The sequence below is a fragment of the Bacteriovorax sp. DB6_IX genome (assembly GCF_000447775.1).
Classification (GTDB): Bacteria; Bdellovibrionota; Bacteriovoracia; order Bacteriovoracales; family Bacteriovoracaceae; genus Halobacteriovorax_A.
The window spans coordinates 1-16,418 of the sequence record NZ_AUNJ01000077.1 but is presented as its reverse complement, the minus strand read 5'-3'; the positions used below and the strand labels follow the sequence as shown (position 1 = coordinate 16,418).

Genomic DNA, 16,418 nt, shown 5'->3' with positions numbered 1-16,418 from the left:
ATACTTGATATCAAAGTCAGAAGCTATTTGAACATTCTCGTGATTAAAACCTCCTGAGATAAGTAGAATCTCAGGATCAACTTCTTGATTGTCACGAATATGTTTTATCACCCCAAGACCATCAAGCTTTGGCATATTGATNTCAACAACAATAAGATCAAATTTTTGATTGTCTAATTTTCGACAGGCATCGACACCATCAGTTGCCTGAACTATTGACTTGAATAGTCCTGACTCTGCAAGAATCATGTGTAATGAATCTACAATCATTTTTTCATCATCAACAATTAAGGCATTCATCTCCATTTTATACTTCCTCTTATCTTAGCTTTCTCGCTATGAATTTATCGGTGCCTCTTATTTTTTTATGTACATAATTCTAGTTAAAATTAGCTAAATTAATTTTTACTTTTTAATCGTCTCGTAAGTGGTTTGTAAAAAAGGACATCACATCTGACATGTTGATTAATCCGATTGCCTTACCAGAGAGATCGGTCACAGGTAGGTTTCTGAAGCCTCCGTGACTCATCATGGCCAGAGCGATGACTATTGACTCATTTCCCTTTATTGTTTGTGGGTTTGGGGTCATATGTTTTTCTATGGGATCATTGAGTTTTGTGTCTTGGCCAGTGATCTTCTTCAAGATATCTCTTTCTGTGATAATACCTGCTAGGGTAGCGTCTTCGTTGACGACCAAGCAGCTAGTAATATTATTTTCTTTGATAAGTTCAAGGGCCTTCTTTACAGGATCACTTTTCATGACCATCTTTGGTTGCTCGCGTTGAATTTCATCAATCGTATATTCTAGTAGTTCCACTAATTCAGTCATGGTTCCTCCAACTCGTTCTCATGAACATTATCTAACTATTTTAAGCAAGCGCGATACTAATGATTCAAGTAATTGTTGAGGGGAGCTTAACAGTGTTGGAACATTGATTATTTAGCCATTAAAACTCCATTTTTCATGAATTTAGCTTCGTAATCTCAAGCTCTTGAGGGGCGATAAAGTAGGCAAGTTTTCTGGTCAGCTAAAGTATTTGAGAAAAATAGCCGATGATAATAGTAGGAGATTGTATGAAGATGAATAAATTCGTTTCCTTTCTAACTTTTGCATTCTTAATGAGTGCTTCAGTTTTAGGGCTAGAGAAGAATTATTTTAAAGGCGAAAACTATGAGCAGCCTAAAAGAGAGATCTCAATAATCTCTTCTGATTCTGGTTATTATCCTAAGGCACCAACTGTCTTTGTCGGTGAGCAGGTAAGGGTTTTCGTGACCTCTACGACCAATAAACCAACGTGTATGATTGTAAAAGATCAAGAATTCTATGTGGAGGCCAAGCAAGGAGAGATGTCTGAAGGAGTTCTCTACTTTGATAAGTCTGGTATTCATGAGTTCTATTGTCCCGCTTCTGGACATAAAGGGAAAATTGTCGTCCTTGAACATCCTGATAGAAAGAAAGAGCGAATTCGTCGAGAATTGGCCTCTGAGAGAAAGAAAAAAGTAAAGATTTGGCGTCCACGTGACGAATAGAAGACAAGATTAATTGGGAAATGAGGTCCTATGTCTTCAGTATTTACAGATGCTATATCCAGTTTACTTTCACCAATAGGGGATCTCCTAGAGGATGAGGGTGTATCTGAAGTTATGATCAATGGCCCACATGAAATCTTCGTTGAAAAGAAGGGTCTTGTTTTCAAAGTTCCTAATCAATTTGCAGATGAGGGGGCCCTCGTCTCGGCTATGAGAGCGATTGCTCAATCAGTTCATAGAACAATTGATGAAGATAATCCAAGACTTGATGCTCGTCTTCCTGACGGCTCACGTATTCACGTTGTCCTGCCTCCAATGGCAAAGAATGGGACGACTGTTGCGATTAGAAAATTTTCAAAAGAAAAATTAACTTTAAAAGATCTTATTGAATTTGGTTCCCTCTCAGAAATGGGGGCTAGGTTTCTTGATATTTGTGTCTTCTTAGGAAAGAACGTACTCGTCTCTGGTGGGACAGGTTCTGGAAAGACGACGATGCTCAATGTTTTGGGGAGTCGTATGCCTAAAACTCAACGACTTATTATTATCGAAGATGCGGCCGAGCTTCAAGTTAAGGCCGATCACGTTGTAAATTTCGAAACAAGAAAGGCCGACCCAATGAAAGGGGTTGATGAGGTTTCTATTCGTGACCTTGTTATCTCGGCCATGAGACTTAGACCAGATAGAATTATCGTTGGAGAGGTTCGTGGAGATGAGGCTCTAGATCTTGTGCAAGTTATGAATACTGGTCACGATGGATCAATGGGAACAGTGCACGCGAATAATCCAATTGATGCCTGTACGCGACTTGAAACTCTTTGTCTGATGGGGGAAACAAAAATCCCACCTGATGCAATTAGAAAGATGGTTGGTTCAGCCCTTCAAGTCATTGTTCAGTGTAATCGCTATCATGATGGGGGAAGACGTACTTCTCATATCTCAGAAGTTCTAGGTGTTGATGCTCATGGAAATTATATCGTTAAAGATATTTTTAAGTGGGTACAAACGGGAAGAGATCCTGAGACTGGAAAGTATATTGGTGAGATGGTTCCTTGTAATTATGTCCCAACTTTCTTTGAAGATATCGTGGTTAACAAACTGCCATTTCCAAAATCTAATTTCTTGGCCCCTGATTGGGCCCGTGAATTAGTGAATCCAAATAAGAAGAAGGCCGCCTAGGCCCTTGTCTAACTAGTTGAAACCTTGTTTGGTTTGACGAAAATACACCTAAATTGTCGAAAATAAAGTAAACGGCCTGTGGAATTATTACAGGCCTTTGTTTTATAGTGTCCGGCCTATGATACATTTTTCAAAATAATATATCTTGATGGCCCCTAGGCCTATAGGAAGAGACGACATGAGACATCTACATCTAGTACTAATTCTTTTTATTTCTACCCTGAGTGTTCAGGCCGGTATTAAAGATATTCTCAACCCTGAGAAATTGGCCGGAAAAGTTCGTGAAGAAATTGCTGAAATGGATATTAGTGCCAGTGTCAAACTTGTTGATCTTGATCTTGCCGAAGGAATTGGGATCTCTTCAAAATATAAGTATGAAGTTGAGCCATCATATCAGGCCAAGCACTATACCAGAATTGATCGTTGGAAACTTAATACAGATATTAAGGCCGGTGATATCATTAAGGATATTGTTGAACTACCAGTTTACCTCAATATTGCAAAAGGGGCAGAGGTCAATTTTGTAAGACAATTCCCATCAAAGAAAGAGGCCATGCTCAAAAAGCCGTACTTTCTCTCTAGCCTACCTGTCAACGCAGACAAGGCCCTTAAACTTCACGTTGGTGACTTTGTCTCTATTCCGACAACGATGTCTGTGGCCGTTGGTGCAGGAATTGGGAATGCCTATGAAATTTTAAAAACTAATGTTGGGGCCTATGTTGTCTTCAGTGGACAATTCCTCGTGCATGTTTACAGAATGAAGGATTCAAAAGTAAGAGTACGTCTTATTGCACAACGAAACTCAAGTTATGGGGCCAATAGTAGTGCTAAGTTAAGTTTTGATATCTTCGGAATTAGTGTTGTTGATAGACAGATTAAGAGATGGGTTGATCTTGATGTGGCAAAATTTGGGGGATCTCACGGAAGTGGACATCAGTTAATTATTGATTACATCTTTGATCTTAAAACTGAAGAGGCCAAGCATGCTTACAATAGTATTCTCGGATCGACATTTAAGTTTAAAGACGTCGATATGTTTAAAGAGTATATCAAAGAAAGAGGACTTGAGGATCGTTTGATTTCTGTTTATGAAGATGCGGAGGTTCTTTTTAAAGAAGATGTAAATAAGAAAGCTAAGCGTGTCGATCGAATTTTTAAAGGTTTCAACGACTTTAAAAAGGAATCAAGTCACTTCAAACTTGGTCTACTTGTGACAAGTTATAGTAAGAATAAAACATTTATTGAAAATAAGATTTCTTATGATGATAAGCATGGTCAAAGAAAGAGATTCTATTATCCAACTCAAACTGATTACAAGAAGAATGAGTTTGATATCTTTATTCTTAAGGCCAAAGAAAGGGTTGTGAAGACCACTTTTGGACTTGTTCCTCTTGATGATGAGGATTATGGCGATTCCTATACAGACTTTGGTTTTACCTACGATAGAAAAGATAAGGTCTTTAGAATCGATGAGCAGAGAAAGTATATCCAAATGTTAAATGATACCCTTCCTGATGAGTTATATGACTCAATTGACTGGAAAGGATGGGATGAATACAGAAGTCGTCCAAATACAGTGGCGTCGATGCAGGTTATTTTTAAGAAAGAGGCCCTTGCCTTTCTAAAAGGAATGCAAGAGAAGGACATTCGTAAGAAGCTCTACACTTTTTATAAAGAAAGAAAACTTGTGGACATTTCACTTGTTGATGGATTCTTTAAAAGATTGTGGAGAAAGTTAAGACTGATCAATGGTGAGGAGAGATCTGACATTAAGTATATCTCCCAAAAGCTCTACGCTGTTTTTAATAGCAATGAATTTGACGGAAAAGACCGTATCAAAACCCTTATGGATTTAAGAGATCGCTACATCTTTAAAAGAATGGGGTTCAAGTTTCTAATGTCTTTAGTACCTGCAAATGAGCTTGATAAGTATGTCTACATCAATCTTAGAATGCACTCGAAGAAAGATGAAGAAGTCAAATTTGTTTTTGGAACTCAAGGCTACTCGGAAGTTTATCACGAACTTATGTATGTCAACTCAGTCTTAAATGATCGCTCAATTGATTTAAGACTGACTGAAAGAGAACTAAAGTTTAAAGAAGAAGGGCAGCTCTAATTATATTTTTGACTTGGTATGGACCTGTTAAATGTAAATAGTATATGAAGCCTCTCCTTTATATTGATTAGAAACTGAAATTGGTTTATTGTGCGTGGTGTTATTAGTTGAAATTTGTCCCATTAATATTTTGTTCATAAGGAGATTATCATGAAAGTAATAGTTATTTTAATAGGAATGCTTGTTTCTAGTAATATTTTTGCAAAGACAAATTGTGATATACACCTTGTCATGTCTGAAGTTGATGGAAATCACCGCTTAACAAATAAAATCTTGAATAAATTTGAGAAGAAAGGGTACAAGATTACTAAGGCAGCTTCTATCGCTGATATTGAGATTCAAGACAATGTTTCATATATGACAATATTTTCTGATGTTCATTGGAGTTTTGGAGCTAGAACTTCTGTGAAGATTGTTAATTTAACTTATACTGATGGTTCTCTAATAGATCGTAGTGAATCTGAGTTTAACATTTCTAGAAATCCTCTTGTTGGTTCTGCACAGAAATCATTACTGAGAAAAGTTTCAAGAAAAATACCTTCTTGTAAAAAATAATCTAAAGATATTATGACAAAAAAATGGCCTGTATTGGCCATTTTTTTTTGACTATACATATTCTTCAAAAACTCTTTTAACATTAAAGCTACAGCTAATCGATCTCAGTAGCGTAAAGACACCCATGACTTTTCTGTCAATAAAGATAAAATCCGAAGGAATTGAATCAAAGCTCATGCTCTTTCTCAGCCTTTCGCCAATTTCAAAGAGCTCGTCAGGTAATTTTGTTTTTCCCCAGTCAAAGCTCTCACTACGAAGAGGACTTGAGGCCTTAAGCATATATTCCCACAGAATATCCTGGTCATAGGAGAGTGATTTCTTTGTATAGGAAATAAACCTTTCAAACTCGGCCAGAAATGCTTCCTTGTCTTCTTTAAAACTATAGATCAGAAAATTCTGATAGAAAGTGAGTTGCTCTTCAGAGTATTCGAGACAGGCGCCGAAGTCTAGAAGTGTGAGATGCTCAAGTTCTTCATCTATAAAGTAATTTCCACCGTGAGCATCAGTTTGAACTAAATGAAGGTGAAAGAGCTCTTTTAAAAAGAGGGCAAATATTTTTTCACCAAGTATATCAATCTTTGTTTGATCAATTTGAGTACTCTCTTGCTTGATTTTAGAGAGGTGCCTACCGTGGACAAAGTCCATACATAGCACCTTATCATTTGAGTACTCTGGATAGTATTTTGGAAGCTTGTAGTAGTCATCATCAAGAAGTTCAGCGTAACGATTAAGGACTTCTCCTTCGCGCTTATAGTCCATCTCATTTTTTAGAACCTTCTCGATTTCTTGAAAAATATCTGATGTATCAATTCCTTTTGGAACAATTTTAATACTTGCCAAGAAGAGCTTTAAGAAGACAAGGTCTCCCTTGATGGCCTTTTCAATACCTTCATACTGAATCTTTATCGCAAACTCTTTCTTGTCACTTCTTCTTATTGCCTTGTGGACTTGTCCAATAGATGCGGCGGCAATAGGAGAGGGATCAATTTGAAAATCATCGATAAGAACGCTTGGTAAGAGTTTTTCGAGCTTTTCAAAATCTAGGTAGTGAGTTGAGCCATGGAGCATTCGAAGTTTTTCATTAACTTCCTCACTTAAGTAATATTCTCCATATTGAGAGATGAGTTGTCCCGCTTTGGTAATAGAGCCTTTGTAGTGAGAGAGGTCGTCGATAAATTTCTTTGGATTGACGCCTACTAATTCTTCGAGGACTTTGGCCGGGTCGTCGCGATGCTTTAAAATCGTGACACCTGTTTTCATAGCATATTTTAGAAGAGATGTATTTCTTTGTAGGAGACCTTTCTTTATATTCTTAATTCTTTTCACATCATATCCATTAGAAACTGCTACCCTTAAGTGGGGGTGGAACTTTCTTATCCCCACGATATCACTTCAAAACTTGCTTAAAATATCTAACAGTTCAAAAATAAACTCAGTAAGCTTCTGTTGTTAAAGCATTGTAAGTTCTTTTTAACCCCATTTATGTATAGCAGTTTATATAAGTTAGATATCGACTTCTATATCATCTTCAGAGATTTCAACTGTGAAGCGATCCTTACCAAGCTCCTTGGTCTTTTCCACAATTTCTTCCATATCATCAGGGCCAAGCTCTGGGTCTAGCTCCATCTCATGGGCAAATGTATTGATGAGGAGAATGGCCATCTTAAGGTCAGAATCATCATTGAATTGGTTCAAAGGAAATTGTACCTTGAAGCCACCTGTGAATTTATCAATATCTACATCTATTATCATGAGAAAATTCTAATCAAAGTCAATGATTTTGGGAAGATAGAAAAATACATACGCAGATTCCTGTTTGCTGTGTGACTCACTGCGATTGCAATAATTACGCTATTCAGCTTTAATGCCGATCCACTTATTTAATTTCTGGTAGAGGTGATAGTTTCATGAAACTGGTCGTGATGATCTTTGTTTGTACATTTCTTTTTTCTCAAAGGACTTTTGCTCAACAAAAGAGAGTTTTCGACTTAGATACCCGTGTCAGGGCCACTGACATGTCACCAACCATTGGACATATTGGAACTTACTGTACGGGAACACTGGTGGCCCCAGACATCGTTATTACCGCCGCTCATTGTGTTTATAGTCAAAAGTATAAGCAAGCCTTGAAGTCCCCTTATTTTCGCCCTGGACGAGATGGAGACACTTATTCCTTTGGCCAATTTCACTGGCGTAAGATTGTTGTGGCAAGGGCCTATGCTCAAGATAAAGAGAAATCAAAGGATATTGCCTTTATTAAATTACACCGCAAAGTTAAGGGGATTCATTCATTCTTTACTCTTAAGCCTTCGCCAAAATCTAGTCATATTAAAATTACGGGTTACCCAAAAGATCGTGAATATGGAACTTCTTGGAGTGATGAATGTGAGGCCTCTGTTAAAGATGACTTTCTTGAATATCAGTGTGATACCACAGGTGGGATGAGTGGGAGCTCAATCATTCAAGATCAAAAGCACATCATAGGTATTCATGCTCTAGGTGGAGAAGATGCGAATAAGGGGATGATTATTGATGATTCTGTCTTAAAGGCCTTTTCTCGTTTAAAGAAATCACACCCTGTTGATTCTAATGATTGGATCACGTACTTCAATAATGATTTCACTTTCTATGATGAGTTTGATCGAGTTTTTCTAGTAAACCCTTCAAAGTCAAAATTGGATGTTGCGGTTATCTACTATGATTTTAATCGTGAAGAAAAGCGTTTGAAGCTCAGCTTAAGCCCCTTTGAAAAAAAGGAGGTTTTTAAGACTCGTCGTAGTAAATTCTATCTCCGCTATCAGAGCTCTCAAACTGTTTTTCCTCAAGATGAAGCAAAGTGCGAGAAGTTTGATGGCAAGTGCTTTAAGAAGTTCACCATTAAGGGCGCCGATTGGGGGCACTACGAATTTAGCTTAGATTTTGGTGCTAAGTCCCTGTAATTAATATTATATTCCTGTCTAAAGATTAGTGTCTAAATTATTGACACCCTCTGTATTGTTTTCAGAAACGACCCTGTTCATGTCTTTTTATTCTAGAATATCAATGACCATATTCTATTATTTTGGAGAGATAAGACAATGTCATTTAAGAAAATACTATTTAGTTGTGCTCTTACATTCGCGGCCAGTGCTTCAGGCCTCAATGTTGATTACATCTCAAAAGATATTATCACCTTGAGAAAGCAAGGGAATAACCGCTTTGTGGAATTGGCCAACTCTCGTGTTGAAAAAACTAAAATGAATGTTCAAATTACTCATCAAGATGGTGCAGTTGAAAAGTATAACGTTGCTATTGGTCAGAGTGAGAAGAGAAAGAATAAGGAGCTATTGGAGCTACGTTTGAATAAAGCCCAGGCCCTTGTGGGTCTTAAGCGCCATCAGCTTCATAAGGCCTTCGTTGAAAATGGACGTGTGAGAATCCCTGTTGAGGTGGCCAAGAATGTTATGGCCCCAAGTATTAAGAATGATCTTAAACACCTGTTAAAGAACTTAGACAGAAATATTAATAGCTCAGATATTAAAACTCATATTAAAACAGTTAAGATTGATTGCAAGAGAAGGTCTTCACTTACTCTCAAGTGTACGACCCTTTCAAAGATTAGTGCTTCGGTAGATAGTGCAAAGAAGTCAGAAGTTCAGCAATTGATTGGTCACCTTAGTGATCTAAAAAAAGAGATGGCCTCTGATCTATCTGTTAAATATGATATGGATGGTTATAGGGAGTTTTTAAATAAGAGTGAAAGGCTCATTAAGGATTCACTTAAAACAATCAAGTCAAAGAATATTGTCACAACATTACTCGATACGAAGCAGTTAATTATTGATGAGCGTCTAGAGTCATATGAGTACACGGCCATCAGGGCCCAAAGTATTGTTAAGTTTGTTGATAGGATTCTAGTAAAGCTATCTAAAGCATCATAAATCTTGGATAGGGCCGAGCTTCTTCGTTTTGATAAGCTTTTCAAAGGCCCTATCAAACTTCTTCTTGATCATTTCTCTTTTCGGATAATTCTTAGAAAATGAAATATAGTTATCATAGCTTCCAATAAAGAGTTGACTCACCTTAAATTTATGTAACATATTTTGCTTTTTTAAGTGATGTCTTGCCATGATATCACCAGCAATAAAAATATCAATTCTATTTAGATCCAGCATTTTAATAAGTTTGGGAAGTGAGTCTGAATGAAAGAGCTTCACGACATTAGGATCTGACTTGAGAAATTCATTGAGCTCTCGATTGGCATAACTAAAGTTCTTGATGATCGCAATTCTCTTATTCTCGAGTGATTTTACCCCTCGGTATTCCCAGTTAAGACTCTTTCTTGAAAAGATTTTTACCCTTTGAGTAAAGATTGGCCTATTCATAAAAATAGAATTTGGTACATGGTCCTTACCACCTAGAATCATTCCGTGAAAATCAGAGCTGGTCTTTAAAAGTCCAAAAGCTCGCGTCATTGAGGCCTTGTGAATTTCAATTGGAACCTTGGCCTCTTTGGCAATTTTCTTCGTAATATCTATCGCCAATCCTGTGCCATCTTGGCAAACAAGTGGACAATAATCCACTGTCAGTAGTTTTACTGGAGTGAGTGGGCCTGCTGTATCACTATTGGCAAGAGCGATAAGTGGAAATAGAAGACAAAAGACTAACTTGTTCACCCTGCTATGATAAACAAAATTCCGTGAAGCGACTAGTTAATAATAGTCCTTTCTACGTCTTTTATTGTCTTGAGGACCTCAATAAATTTATTGAAGAAATCATTGTAGACGCCCTTGATGAGAACTCTTTGATCAGGCTCCCTATCTTTAATTGAGCGCTCAGAAGAGTCTTTAAAATTGAATACCGTCAGGAGAAGGCCTTCTTCTAGTATATTAAATTGAATATCTAAATTATAGGCGATGAGTCTAATTGTCATAACGTCATCTTTTATTCCCCAAAAGAGTTGGTACTGAAGAATTGTTTCCACATGATCAATCTTCTTTAGGGCATTAATTAAAACATCCATTGAAACTCTGAACCACTCCCAGGCCTTCTCTTCTAGAGGGACTTTTTCCGGTGTGAGTTCTTTAAGTTTCTCTATTGAGGCATCAATTTGCTTCTTGATGAGTTGGGATTTCAGGTCTTCAAAGTCCCTGTTAAAGCTTAGGGCCTCTTCCGCTCTTAGGGTGTCTTTCTTAGCAATATGATTCATACTCAAAGTTAATTCTGTTTCTTCTGAGCGATAGATCTTATTCAAACCCAAGGTTGTATCTTGTTGGGTGTAACTTAATGCTTGAGAAATTTCACCAAATTTTGGAGAGGGATTAAAATTAATGGCCAACCATAGGGGAGAGTTATTCTCTTTATAATGATTGAGAATCTCTGCTGTGAGTTTCTTTTTAGAGTAAAATAGTGATAACATACCCATTGCCCTTGGTTATTGATATAGTAGCTATAGCATTAAAAGACTTATTTTTATATGAAAATCGGAATATTTGACTCAGGCATTGGTGGACTAAGTATCTTAAAAGAGATTCATCAGTTGGACCGTGCCCTGGACATTTACTATATTGCAGACTCTTTGAATAATCCTTATGGAGAAAAGAGCCAGGAGTTTATTATTCAGCGCTCTACTGAAATCAGTCAGCAATTGATTGATGAGGGTTGTCAAATAATTGTCGTGGCCTGCAATACGGCAACGGCCTGGGCCATTGACCAACTTAGAGAAACTTTTAAAGAAGTCACTTTTGTTGGGGTTGAACCCTATATCAATGTGATCAATAAGAGGGAAGACTTGAAGTTAAAGACGGGTCTAGTGATGGCGACACCACTTACGGGGAGCTCTCTTCGTTTTAAAGAATTGAAGAATAGGCTTGATCCCGAAAATAAGCTCCAGGTTTACTTACCTCAATCCCTCGCAAGAATTATTGAGAGAAACTTCTTTGATAATTCCAGTGAGCTTGAATCTGAAGTTTTAAAGGAAGTTAGTCATATTCCTAAAGATTATGACTTCTATATTCTGGGTTGTACCCATTACCCACTGGTTTCAAATATTTTAGAAAAGGCCTTAGGTGCCGAGATGATTTCTCCTTGTTCAATGGTTGCTTCAAGAGTCGATTCTTTTTTGACTCACCAAAGTGGACTAAAAAAGCAGACTTTTTTCTTTCAAAGAACCGATCGAGAAAGTCAATGGAGTGAAGTCGAATACTCAAAAATATTTAAATAAAATATCTCTAGCTCCGATACTTAATTAGATTTAATTTAGTAGCGAGCTTTGATGAAATCACTTGATAATCTCTTTATAAAACCATTTATACCTAAGATGGCCTTAGAGGAATCAAAGTATATTCAAAGTGATTATAAGTTACTAATTCACTTCCATGTGATTAGTTTCTTCTCAACTGGTTTCTTCTTTATTTATTGCCAGCTTATGAACTTTGAAAAAACCTCATGGGCAGTATTCATAAGCTTTATCACAAGTTTTGTCGGCCTCTTCATTTTGAAGATGTTTAATTATACAAAGCTCGTTTCCCATCTCTTTACATTGTGCTTTTTTATAACCTTTCTCGGGGCCAATATCTTTGCTGGTATGGGTGTTAATCCGGCCATGGTTTGGTTTATTCTCTTTCCGCTTGTTCCCGTCTCTTTGATCGGAATTAAAGAGGGCCTGATTTGGACTGTCTTTGCCTCTGTCGTTTATATCGGCCTAACAATATATCTTAAGACCTATCAGATAGACTTGAATGAAATTCATGGCGAGCTCGCTCTCCATTCGGGATTGACCAATCTCTTCTTTGGACCACTTATTGTCTATGCTCTTTCGGCCTTTGCCTATCGCTATAAAGATCAGGCCATTATGGATTTAGAAAAGACCAATATTCAATTGGAAAAGCTCAATGAAGAAAAGCAATACCTACTCTCTGTCTTATTTCACGATTTATCAAACTCAGTCCATGTCTGTCTGAATTATTCAGACCCAGAGTTCACTGAGGAGTCGAAGCCGGAGCGTATGAAGAAATGTCTCGATCGAATTCAAAGTGTTTCTAAGAATATGGATAGTCTTATTGCTCATGTTCGAGAGTTGCAGGCCGTTGAAAGTGGAAAGAAGAAAATTCAACTCACTGAAGTTCATCTTGATGATATCTTTGAAAACCTCTGCACTATTTTTGAATCTAAGTTGGATGAAAAGAATATTAAACTAGAGCTTCATAGAGAAAGAGAAGGCGTGAAAGTCAGGGCCGAAAGAGTTAGCTTTTCAAATAGTGTGATTAATAACTTAGTCTCCAATGCGATAAAATTCTCACCAGAAGATGAGACTATTAATATCTGGGTGAGGGATTTTGATGGCATGGTTGAAATACGAGTAGAAGACTTTGGACAGGGAATACCGGAAGAGTTGCTTCCTCATCTCTTTGACTTTTCAAAGGCCTCTTCAAGAGAGGGAACGAAAGGGGAGAAAGGAACTGGTTTTGGGCTTCCTACTGCAAAGAAATATATCGATATGTTTGAGGGAAGAATCTCCTATGATTACTCCAACCCAGAAAAGAAAACAGGATCTCAGTTCAAGATCCTTATCCCTAGCGCTTAGTGCACATGTTGATCAATAATATTGAGACTATTGCATCCACTTCCTGCTGGAGGTGGGACTTGATTCTCACATCTCTTATCATCTTTAGGACAATTTAATCTAAGGTGAAAATGTGTCTTATGATATTTTGCCGGTCTTAGAACTCTTAATGTGGCAGTATGGCGAGCAATTTCTTCTTTACTATACTTGGCCTTATTCAGCATTTCCTTACAGTAGTAACTCTTAATGGCCTGATCCACAAAGATTCTATTGGCATCAGTATTGTGGACAAGGTAGTCGAGGATAAACCAGTTTCGAGCTTTGTGAAAATTCTTTGTGATCTTGCCACTTTTTACAAAGTACTCTTCCCACTCAGGTGCCTCTTCACTCTGTTCATAGTTATTATGTCTAAGATAGACAACATCAGCATCAAGACCATTTTGATGAGAGACATGACGATTAATTTTTCCACCATTTTGAGCCGATAGGTCACCCACTTGTAATCTTTCTGCATTTGGATACATACGTCTTGTGAGATCAGCTAATTTGTTTAACTCTGTGAGCATCTCTTGTGTTGTGTAGTTCTTACCACGTTTTTGGAAGAGCTTAATAAAAGTTGAGTTATGGTAGATATCTTCAGAGTTTTTAAGTTGTCCTTTGGAATAAAAACCAATGGCCTCTGAAGCATAGGTAGAATTAAAAGAAATAAGAGCTAGTCCTAAGATTATTTTCAACATAACGAATCCATTTGTTATTTAAGATTTAATTAATTTTAACAGTCTTCAATCATTTGTGACAAGGTTGCAGTATAATACCGTTTGGAAGGGGAGAAATTGTGAAAAAGTCACTATTTATAGTTGGTTTACTAGTTGTGTCATGTTCAACTCTCAAAAAGAGAGACTGTTCTAGTCTGGATTGGTTCGAGCAGGGCAGAATTGATGGATCACAAGGTCATAGGAAATCATTCTTCATGCAGCATGCAGCAAAATGTCATAAGAAGCCTGATCGCACAAAGTATTTGGCCGGTCGCGAGCAAGGGCTAAAGCAATTTTGCACTGAGACAGGTCTCTATCGCAGAGGATATGAGGGAGGACTTTATTTGGGCGAGTGCGCAAAGCTTTCGACTTCTTTAAGGGCCGCTTACGAGTTGGGGCGTGATACTTATCGCGAGAGTGAAGAGATTAAGGAATTCCAGAATAAAATAGTCGAACTAGAGGACAAGCTAAAATTTGAACTTGAGCCAGATGAAATTGATGAGAGAAAAGTTGTGCAGGATGATATTAAGCTCTTGCAGTATCGCATCAAAGAAAATTTTGAAAGAATCAAGGCCCTAAGAATTAAGGCCTATCAGAGAAACTACATTGTCAAAGAAAACTAAGGTCACTATAGTTATAGGTGTATTTTTAAGCAACAAGGATGATTAGATGTCGAAAATTACGGATATTAAAGCAAGACAAATTTTAGACTCAAGAGGAAACCCAACTGTTGAAGTTGATATTTTTACTGAAGCAGGAAATATGGGAAGGGCCGCTGTTCCTTCAGGGGCTTCAACTGGTACCAAGGAAGCACTTGAGTTAAGAGATGGTGATAAATCTTACTATGTTGGTAAATCAGTGAGAAAGGCCATTGATAATGTAAATGCAAAAATCAAAGAAGTTGTTCTAGGGATGGACTCGACAGACCAAACTGGAATTGACACAAAAATGCTAGAGCTTGATGGAACAGAGAATAAAGAAGTTCTTGGAGCTAACGCTATGTTAGCTGTTTCTATGGCCGCGGCCAGAGCTGGTGCTCTAGATTCAAAAAAAGATTTATATAAGTACCTAAGTGAAGATCTTAAAGTTCCAAATCCTGTTGGAGCGATGAGACTTCCGGCACCTTTAATGAATATTATTAATGGTGGAGAGCACGCATCGAATAATCTCGACATTCAGGAATTTATGATCGTGCCACATATTAAGAATTCTTTTTCTGAGAACTTTAGAGCAGGTGTTGAAGTTTTCCACGCACTTAAAAAAGTTTTAAGTGATGCTGGTCACTCGACAAATGTAGGAGATGAAGGTGGATTTGCTCCAAACCTTGGATCACATGAAGAAGCGATTGAATGTATTTTAACAGCTATTAAAAATGCTGGTTATAAAGTTGGGGAAGAAATTAGTCTCTCTCTAGATGCGGCCGCAAGTGAATTCTACAAAGATGGAAAATATCAAATGCAAGGGAAGTCTCTTTCTAGTGAAGAGATGGTTGATTACTATGCAAATCTTTGTGAAAAATATCCAATCTACTCAATTGAAGATGGTCTAGATGAAGCGGACTACAATGGTTGGCAGGCCCTGACAGCAAAAATTGGTGACAAGGTTGTTCTTGTTGGTGATGATCTATTCGTAACGAATAGAAAATTCTTGCAGAGGGAATTGAGAAGAAACAAGCAAACTCAATCCTAGTTAAGGTTAACCAAATTGGGACTCTGACAGAAACATTTGAAACTCTTGATCTTGCGTTTAAGAATAACTTCAAGGCCATTATTTCTCACAGATCTGGAGAGACAAGTGATGCCTTTATTGCAGATCTCGCTGTTGCAACTGGTGCTGGTCATATCAAGACTGGTTCGGCAAGTCGTTCAGATAGAATGGCCAAGTATAACCAGCTTCTAAGAATTGAGGAATCTCTTGGAAGTGCTGCAAGATACGATCTTATTAAGTAAGTCCTTATAATTAGGAGTGTAGAAATACACTCCTATTCTCTATTACAACTAAAATTTACTGGCAAAAACCCGATAAACTTATTGGAAATACACTTAACGTAGTTGAATTTAAGTAAGGGCCCTCTATGCCAAATGAATTAACGAAGAAATATTTTGACCGCCTCTGGCCAATAGACTTGTATAAGTTATCTTCCTTTATTTGTGCGGCGATTCTATGGCCGGCCTTTTACTATTTATGAAGATAATTTCTTTTCTCATGCACACTTTATTACGGCATTCTTATTGGGAAATGCTTATTTTTATTTCTCCACACCGCAACTCACAAAGTATCTTCAAGTCACAGGTCAACTTCCTTGGTACTTTCTATTTCAAATTGTCTCTATCATAGGGATTAGTTACGCGCATAAAGTTAATGACTTTATTTATATGGGCTTCATTCCTGTGCTTATGGGAATGTACTACTACACTGTTGTGCAAGAAAATAATGAAGGTGTAAAACCTAATAAGTCTATTTTTATCTATACGGCCATCTTCTGTGGTCTGCTTATTTTTGAATCATTTAAAAAGGGAGAAATATTCTCTTACGGTGAAATGGTCGCTCTCGTTGGTTTTGGCGTTTGGAGCTTCTGTACTGCCTATTGGGGATTTGAGCTCTATTTTCAAGGAAAGAAGAATCTTATCTCAAGACTTCTTTCGACTAAGGAACAGAGTTTAACATCTTCTCGTTTTGATAGAATGTTCTTTCATGATGTCATAAATCATACTCATGCACTCTTACTCTTTTTAAGGAGTAA

At 37.4% G+C, this 16,418-nt stretch carries 17 protein-coding genes and 1 pseudogene; 11 read left to right on the top strand and 7 right to left on the bottom strand.

Annotation, left to right across the window (positions count from 1 at the left end; genetic code table 11):
* Both M901_RS02490 and M901_RS02485 read right to left on the bottom strand, forming a co-directional pair.
* Positions 1–300 (bottom strand): response regulator (locus M901_RS02490; RefSeq protein ID WP_198295323.1); only part of this gene is annotated, 300 nt, incomplete at its 3' end.
* A 112-nt stretch (positions 301–412) separates the two neighbouring features.
* Positions 413–829, bottom strand: a complete 417-nt coding sequence (locus tag M901_RS02485; protein ID WP_021276573.1) for a cyclic nucleotide-binding/CBS domain-containing protein — start codon at positions 827–829, stop codon at positions 413–415.
* Between the two features lie 245 nt (positions 830–1,074).
* On the opposite strand from M901_RS02485, the gene M901_RS02480 reads away from it, so the two are divergent.
* The 4 genes from M901_RS02480 (at position 1,075) to M901_RS02465 (ending at position 5,377) form a co-directional block, all read left to right on the top strand.
* Positions 1,075–1,530 (top strand): cupredoxin domain-containing protein, encoded by a 456-nt coding sequence (locus M901_RS02480; RefSeq protein WP_021276570.1) that lies wholly within the window; start codon positions 1,075–1,077, stop codon positions 1,528–1,530.
* A 30-nt stretch (positions 1,531–1,560) separates the two neighbouring features.
* Positions 1,561–2,706, top strand: coding sequence for a CpaF family protein (locus M901_RS02475; protein WP_021276568.1), 1,146 nt, complete (start codon positions 1,561–1,563; stop codon positions 2,704–2,706).
* Between the two features lie 178 nt (positions 2,707–2,884).
* The gene (locus tag M901_RS02470; protein ID WP_021276567.1) at positions 2,885–4,822 is read left to right on the top strand and encodes a hypothetical protein; all 1,938 of its coding nucleotides are present in this window, start codon (positions 2,885–2,887) and stop codon (positions 4,820–4,822) included.
* 150 nt (positions 4,823–4,972) lie between these two features.
* Positions 4,973–5,377: a hypothetical protein gene (locus M901_RS02465; RefSeq protein ID WP_021276571.1), complete on the top strand. Its 405-nt coding sequence runs from the start codon at positions 4,973–4,975 to the stop codon at positions 5,375–5,377.
* Between the two features lie 51 nt (positions 5,378–5,428).
* Here M901_RS02465 and M901_RS02460 read toward each other — a convergent pair whose 3' ends face one another.
* Both M901_RS02460 and M901_RS02455 read right to left on the bottom strand, forming a co-directional pair.
* Positions 5,429–6,703: an AarF/UbiB family protein gene (locus M901_RS02460; RefSeq protein ID WP_034719772.1), complete on the bottom strand. Its 1,275-nt coding sequence runs from the start codon at positions 6,701–6,703 to the stop codon at positions 5,429–5,431.
* A gap of 177 nt (positions 6,704–6,880) precedes the next feature.
* A complete protein-coding gene (locus tag M901_RS02455; RefSeq protein ID WP_021276578.1) occupies positions 6,881–7,129 on the bottom strand; it encodes a hypothetical protein in 249 nt (82 codons plus the stop codon).
* A 155-nt stretch (positions 7,130–7,284) separates the two neighbouring features.
* Between M901_RS02455 and M901_RS02450 the strand changes: the two genes are divergently transcribed.
* Both M901_RS02450 and M901_RS02445 read left to right on the top strand, forming a co-directional pair.
* Entirely contained in the window at positions 7,285–8,316 is a 1,032-nt protein-coding gene (locus tag M901_RS02450) for a serine protease (protein WP_021276576.1), read from the top strand.
* Between the two features lie 138 nt (positions 8,317–8,454).
* The gene (locus tag M901_RS02445) at positions 8,455–9,297 is read left to right on the top strand and encodes a hypothetical protein (protein WP_021276569.1); all 843 of its coding nucleotides are present in this window, start codon (positions 8,455–8,457) and stop codon (positions 9,295–9,297) included.
* Here M901_RS02445 and M901_RS02440 read toward each other — a convergent pair.
* Both M901_RS02440 and M901_RS02435 read right to left on the bottom strand, forming a co-directional pair.
* Positions 9,292–10,032 (bottom strand): ABC transporter substrate-binding protein, encoded by a 741-nt coding sequence (locus M901_RS02440; protein WP_021276582.1) that lies wholly within the window; start codon positions 10,030–10,032, stop codon positions 9,292–9,294. The genes M901_RS02445 and M901_RS02440 overlap by 6 nt on opposite strands.
* Positions 10,033–10,064: 32 nt before the next feature.
* Positions 10,065–10,775, bottom strand: a complete 711-nt coding sequence (locus M901_RS02435; RefSeq protein ID WP_034719767.1) for a hypothetical protein — start codon at positions 10,773–10,775, stop codon at positions 10,065–10,067.
* A 57-nt stretch (positions 10,776–10,832) separates the two neighbouring features.
* On the opposite strand from M901_RS02435, the gene murI reads away from it, so the two are divergent.
* Together murI and M901_RS02425 are read left to right on the top strand one after the other, a co-directional pair.
* Positions 10,833–11,579 (top strand): glutamate racemase, encoded by a 747-nt coding sequence (gene murI, locus M901_RS02430; protein WP_021276580.1) that lies wholly within the window; start codon positions 10,833–10,835, stop codon positions 11,577–11,579.
* Between the two features lie 51 nt (positions 11,580–11,630).
* Entirely contained in the window at positions 11,631–12,941 is a 1,311-nt protein-coding gene (locus M901_RS02425; protein WP_021276575.1) for a sensor histidine kinase KdpD, read from the top strand.
* Here M901_RS02425 and M901_RS02420 read toward each other — a convergent pair.
* Positions 12,938–13,657: a penicillin-insensitive murein endopeptidase gene (locus tag M901_RS02420; protein WP_021276581.1), complete on the bottom strand. Its 720-nt coding sequence runs from the start codon at positions 13,655–13,657 to the stop codon at positions 12,938–12,940. The genes M901_RS02425 and M901_RS02420 overlap by 4 nt on opposite strands.
* Positions 13,658–13,755: 98 nt before the next feature.
* Between M901_RS02420 and M901_RS16125 the strand changes: the two genes are divergently transcribed.
* From M901_RS16125 to M901_RS02405, 3 genes and pseudogenes are all read left to right on the top strand, one after another.
* Complete coding sequence (locus M901_RS16125; RefSeq protein ID WP_021276585.1) at positions 13,756–14,298, top strand: DUF2799 domain-containing protein; 543 nt, start codon at positions 13,756–13,758, stop codon at positions 14,296–14,298.
* Positions 14,299–14,344: 46 nt separating this feature from the next.
* Positions 14,345–15,624, top strand: a pseudogene (gene eno, locus M901_RS02410) (phosphopyruvate hydratase).
* Between the two features lie 201 nt (positions 15,625–15,825).
* A partial coding sequence (locus M901_RS02405; RefSeq protein ID WP_157679773.1) for a hypothetical protein occupies positions 15,826–16,418 on the top strand: 593 nt, incomplete at its 3' end.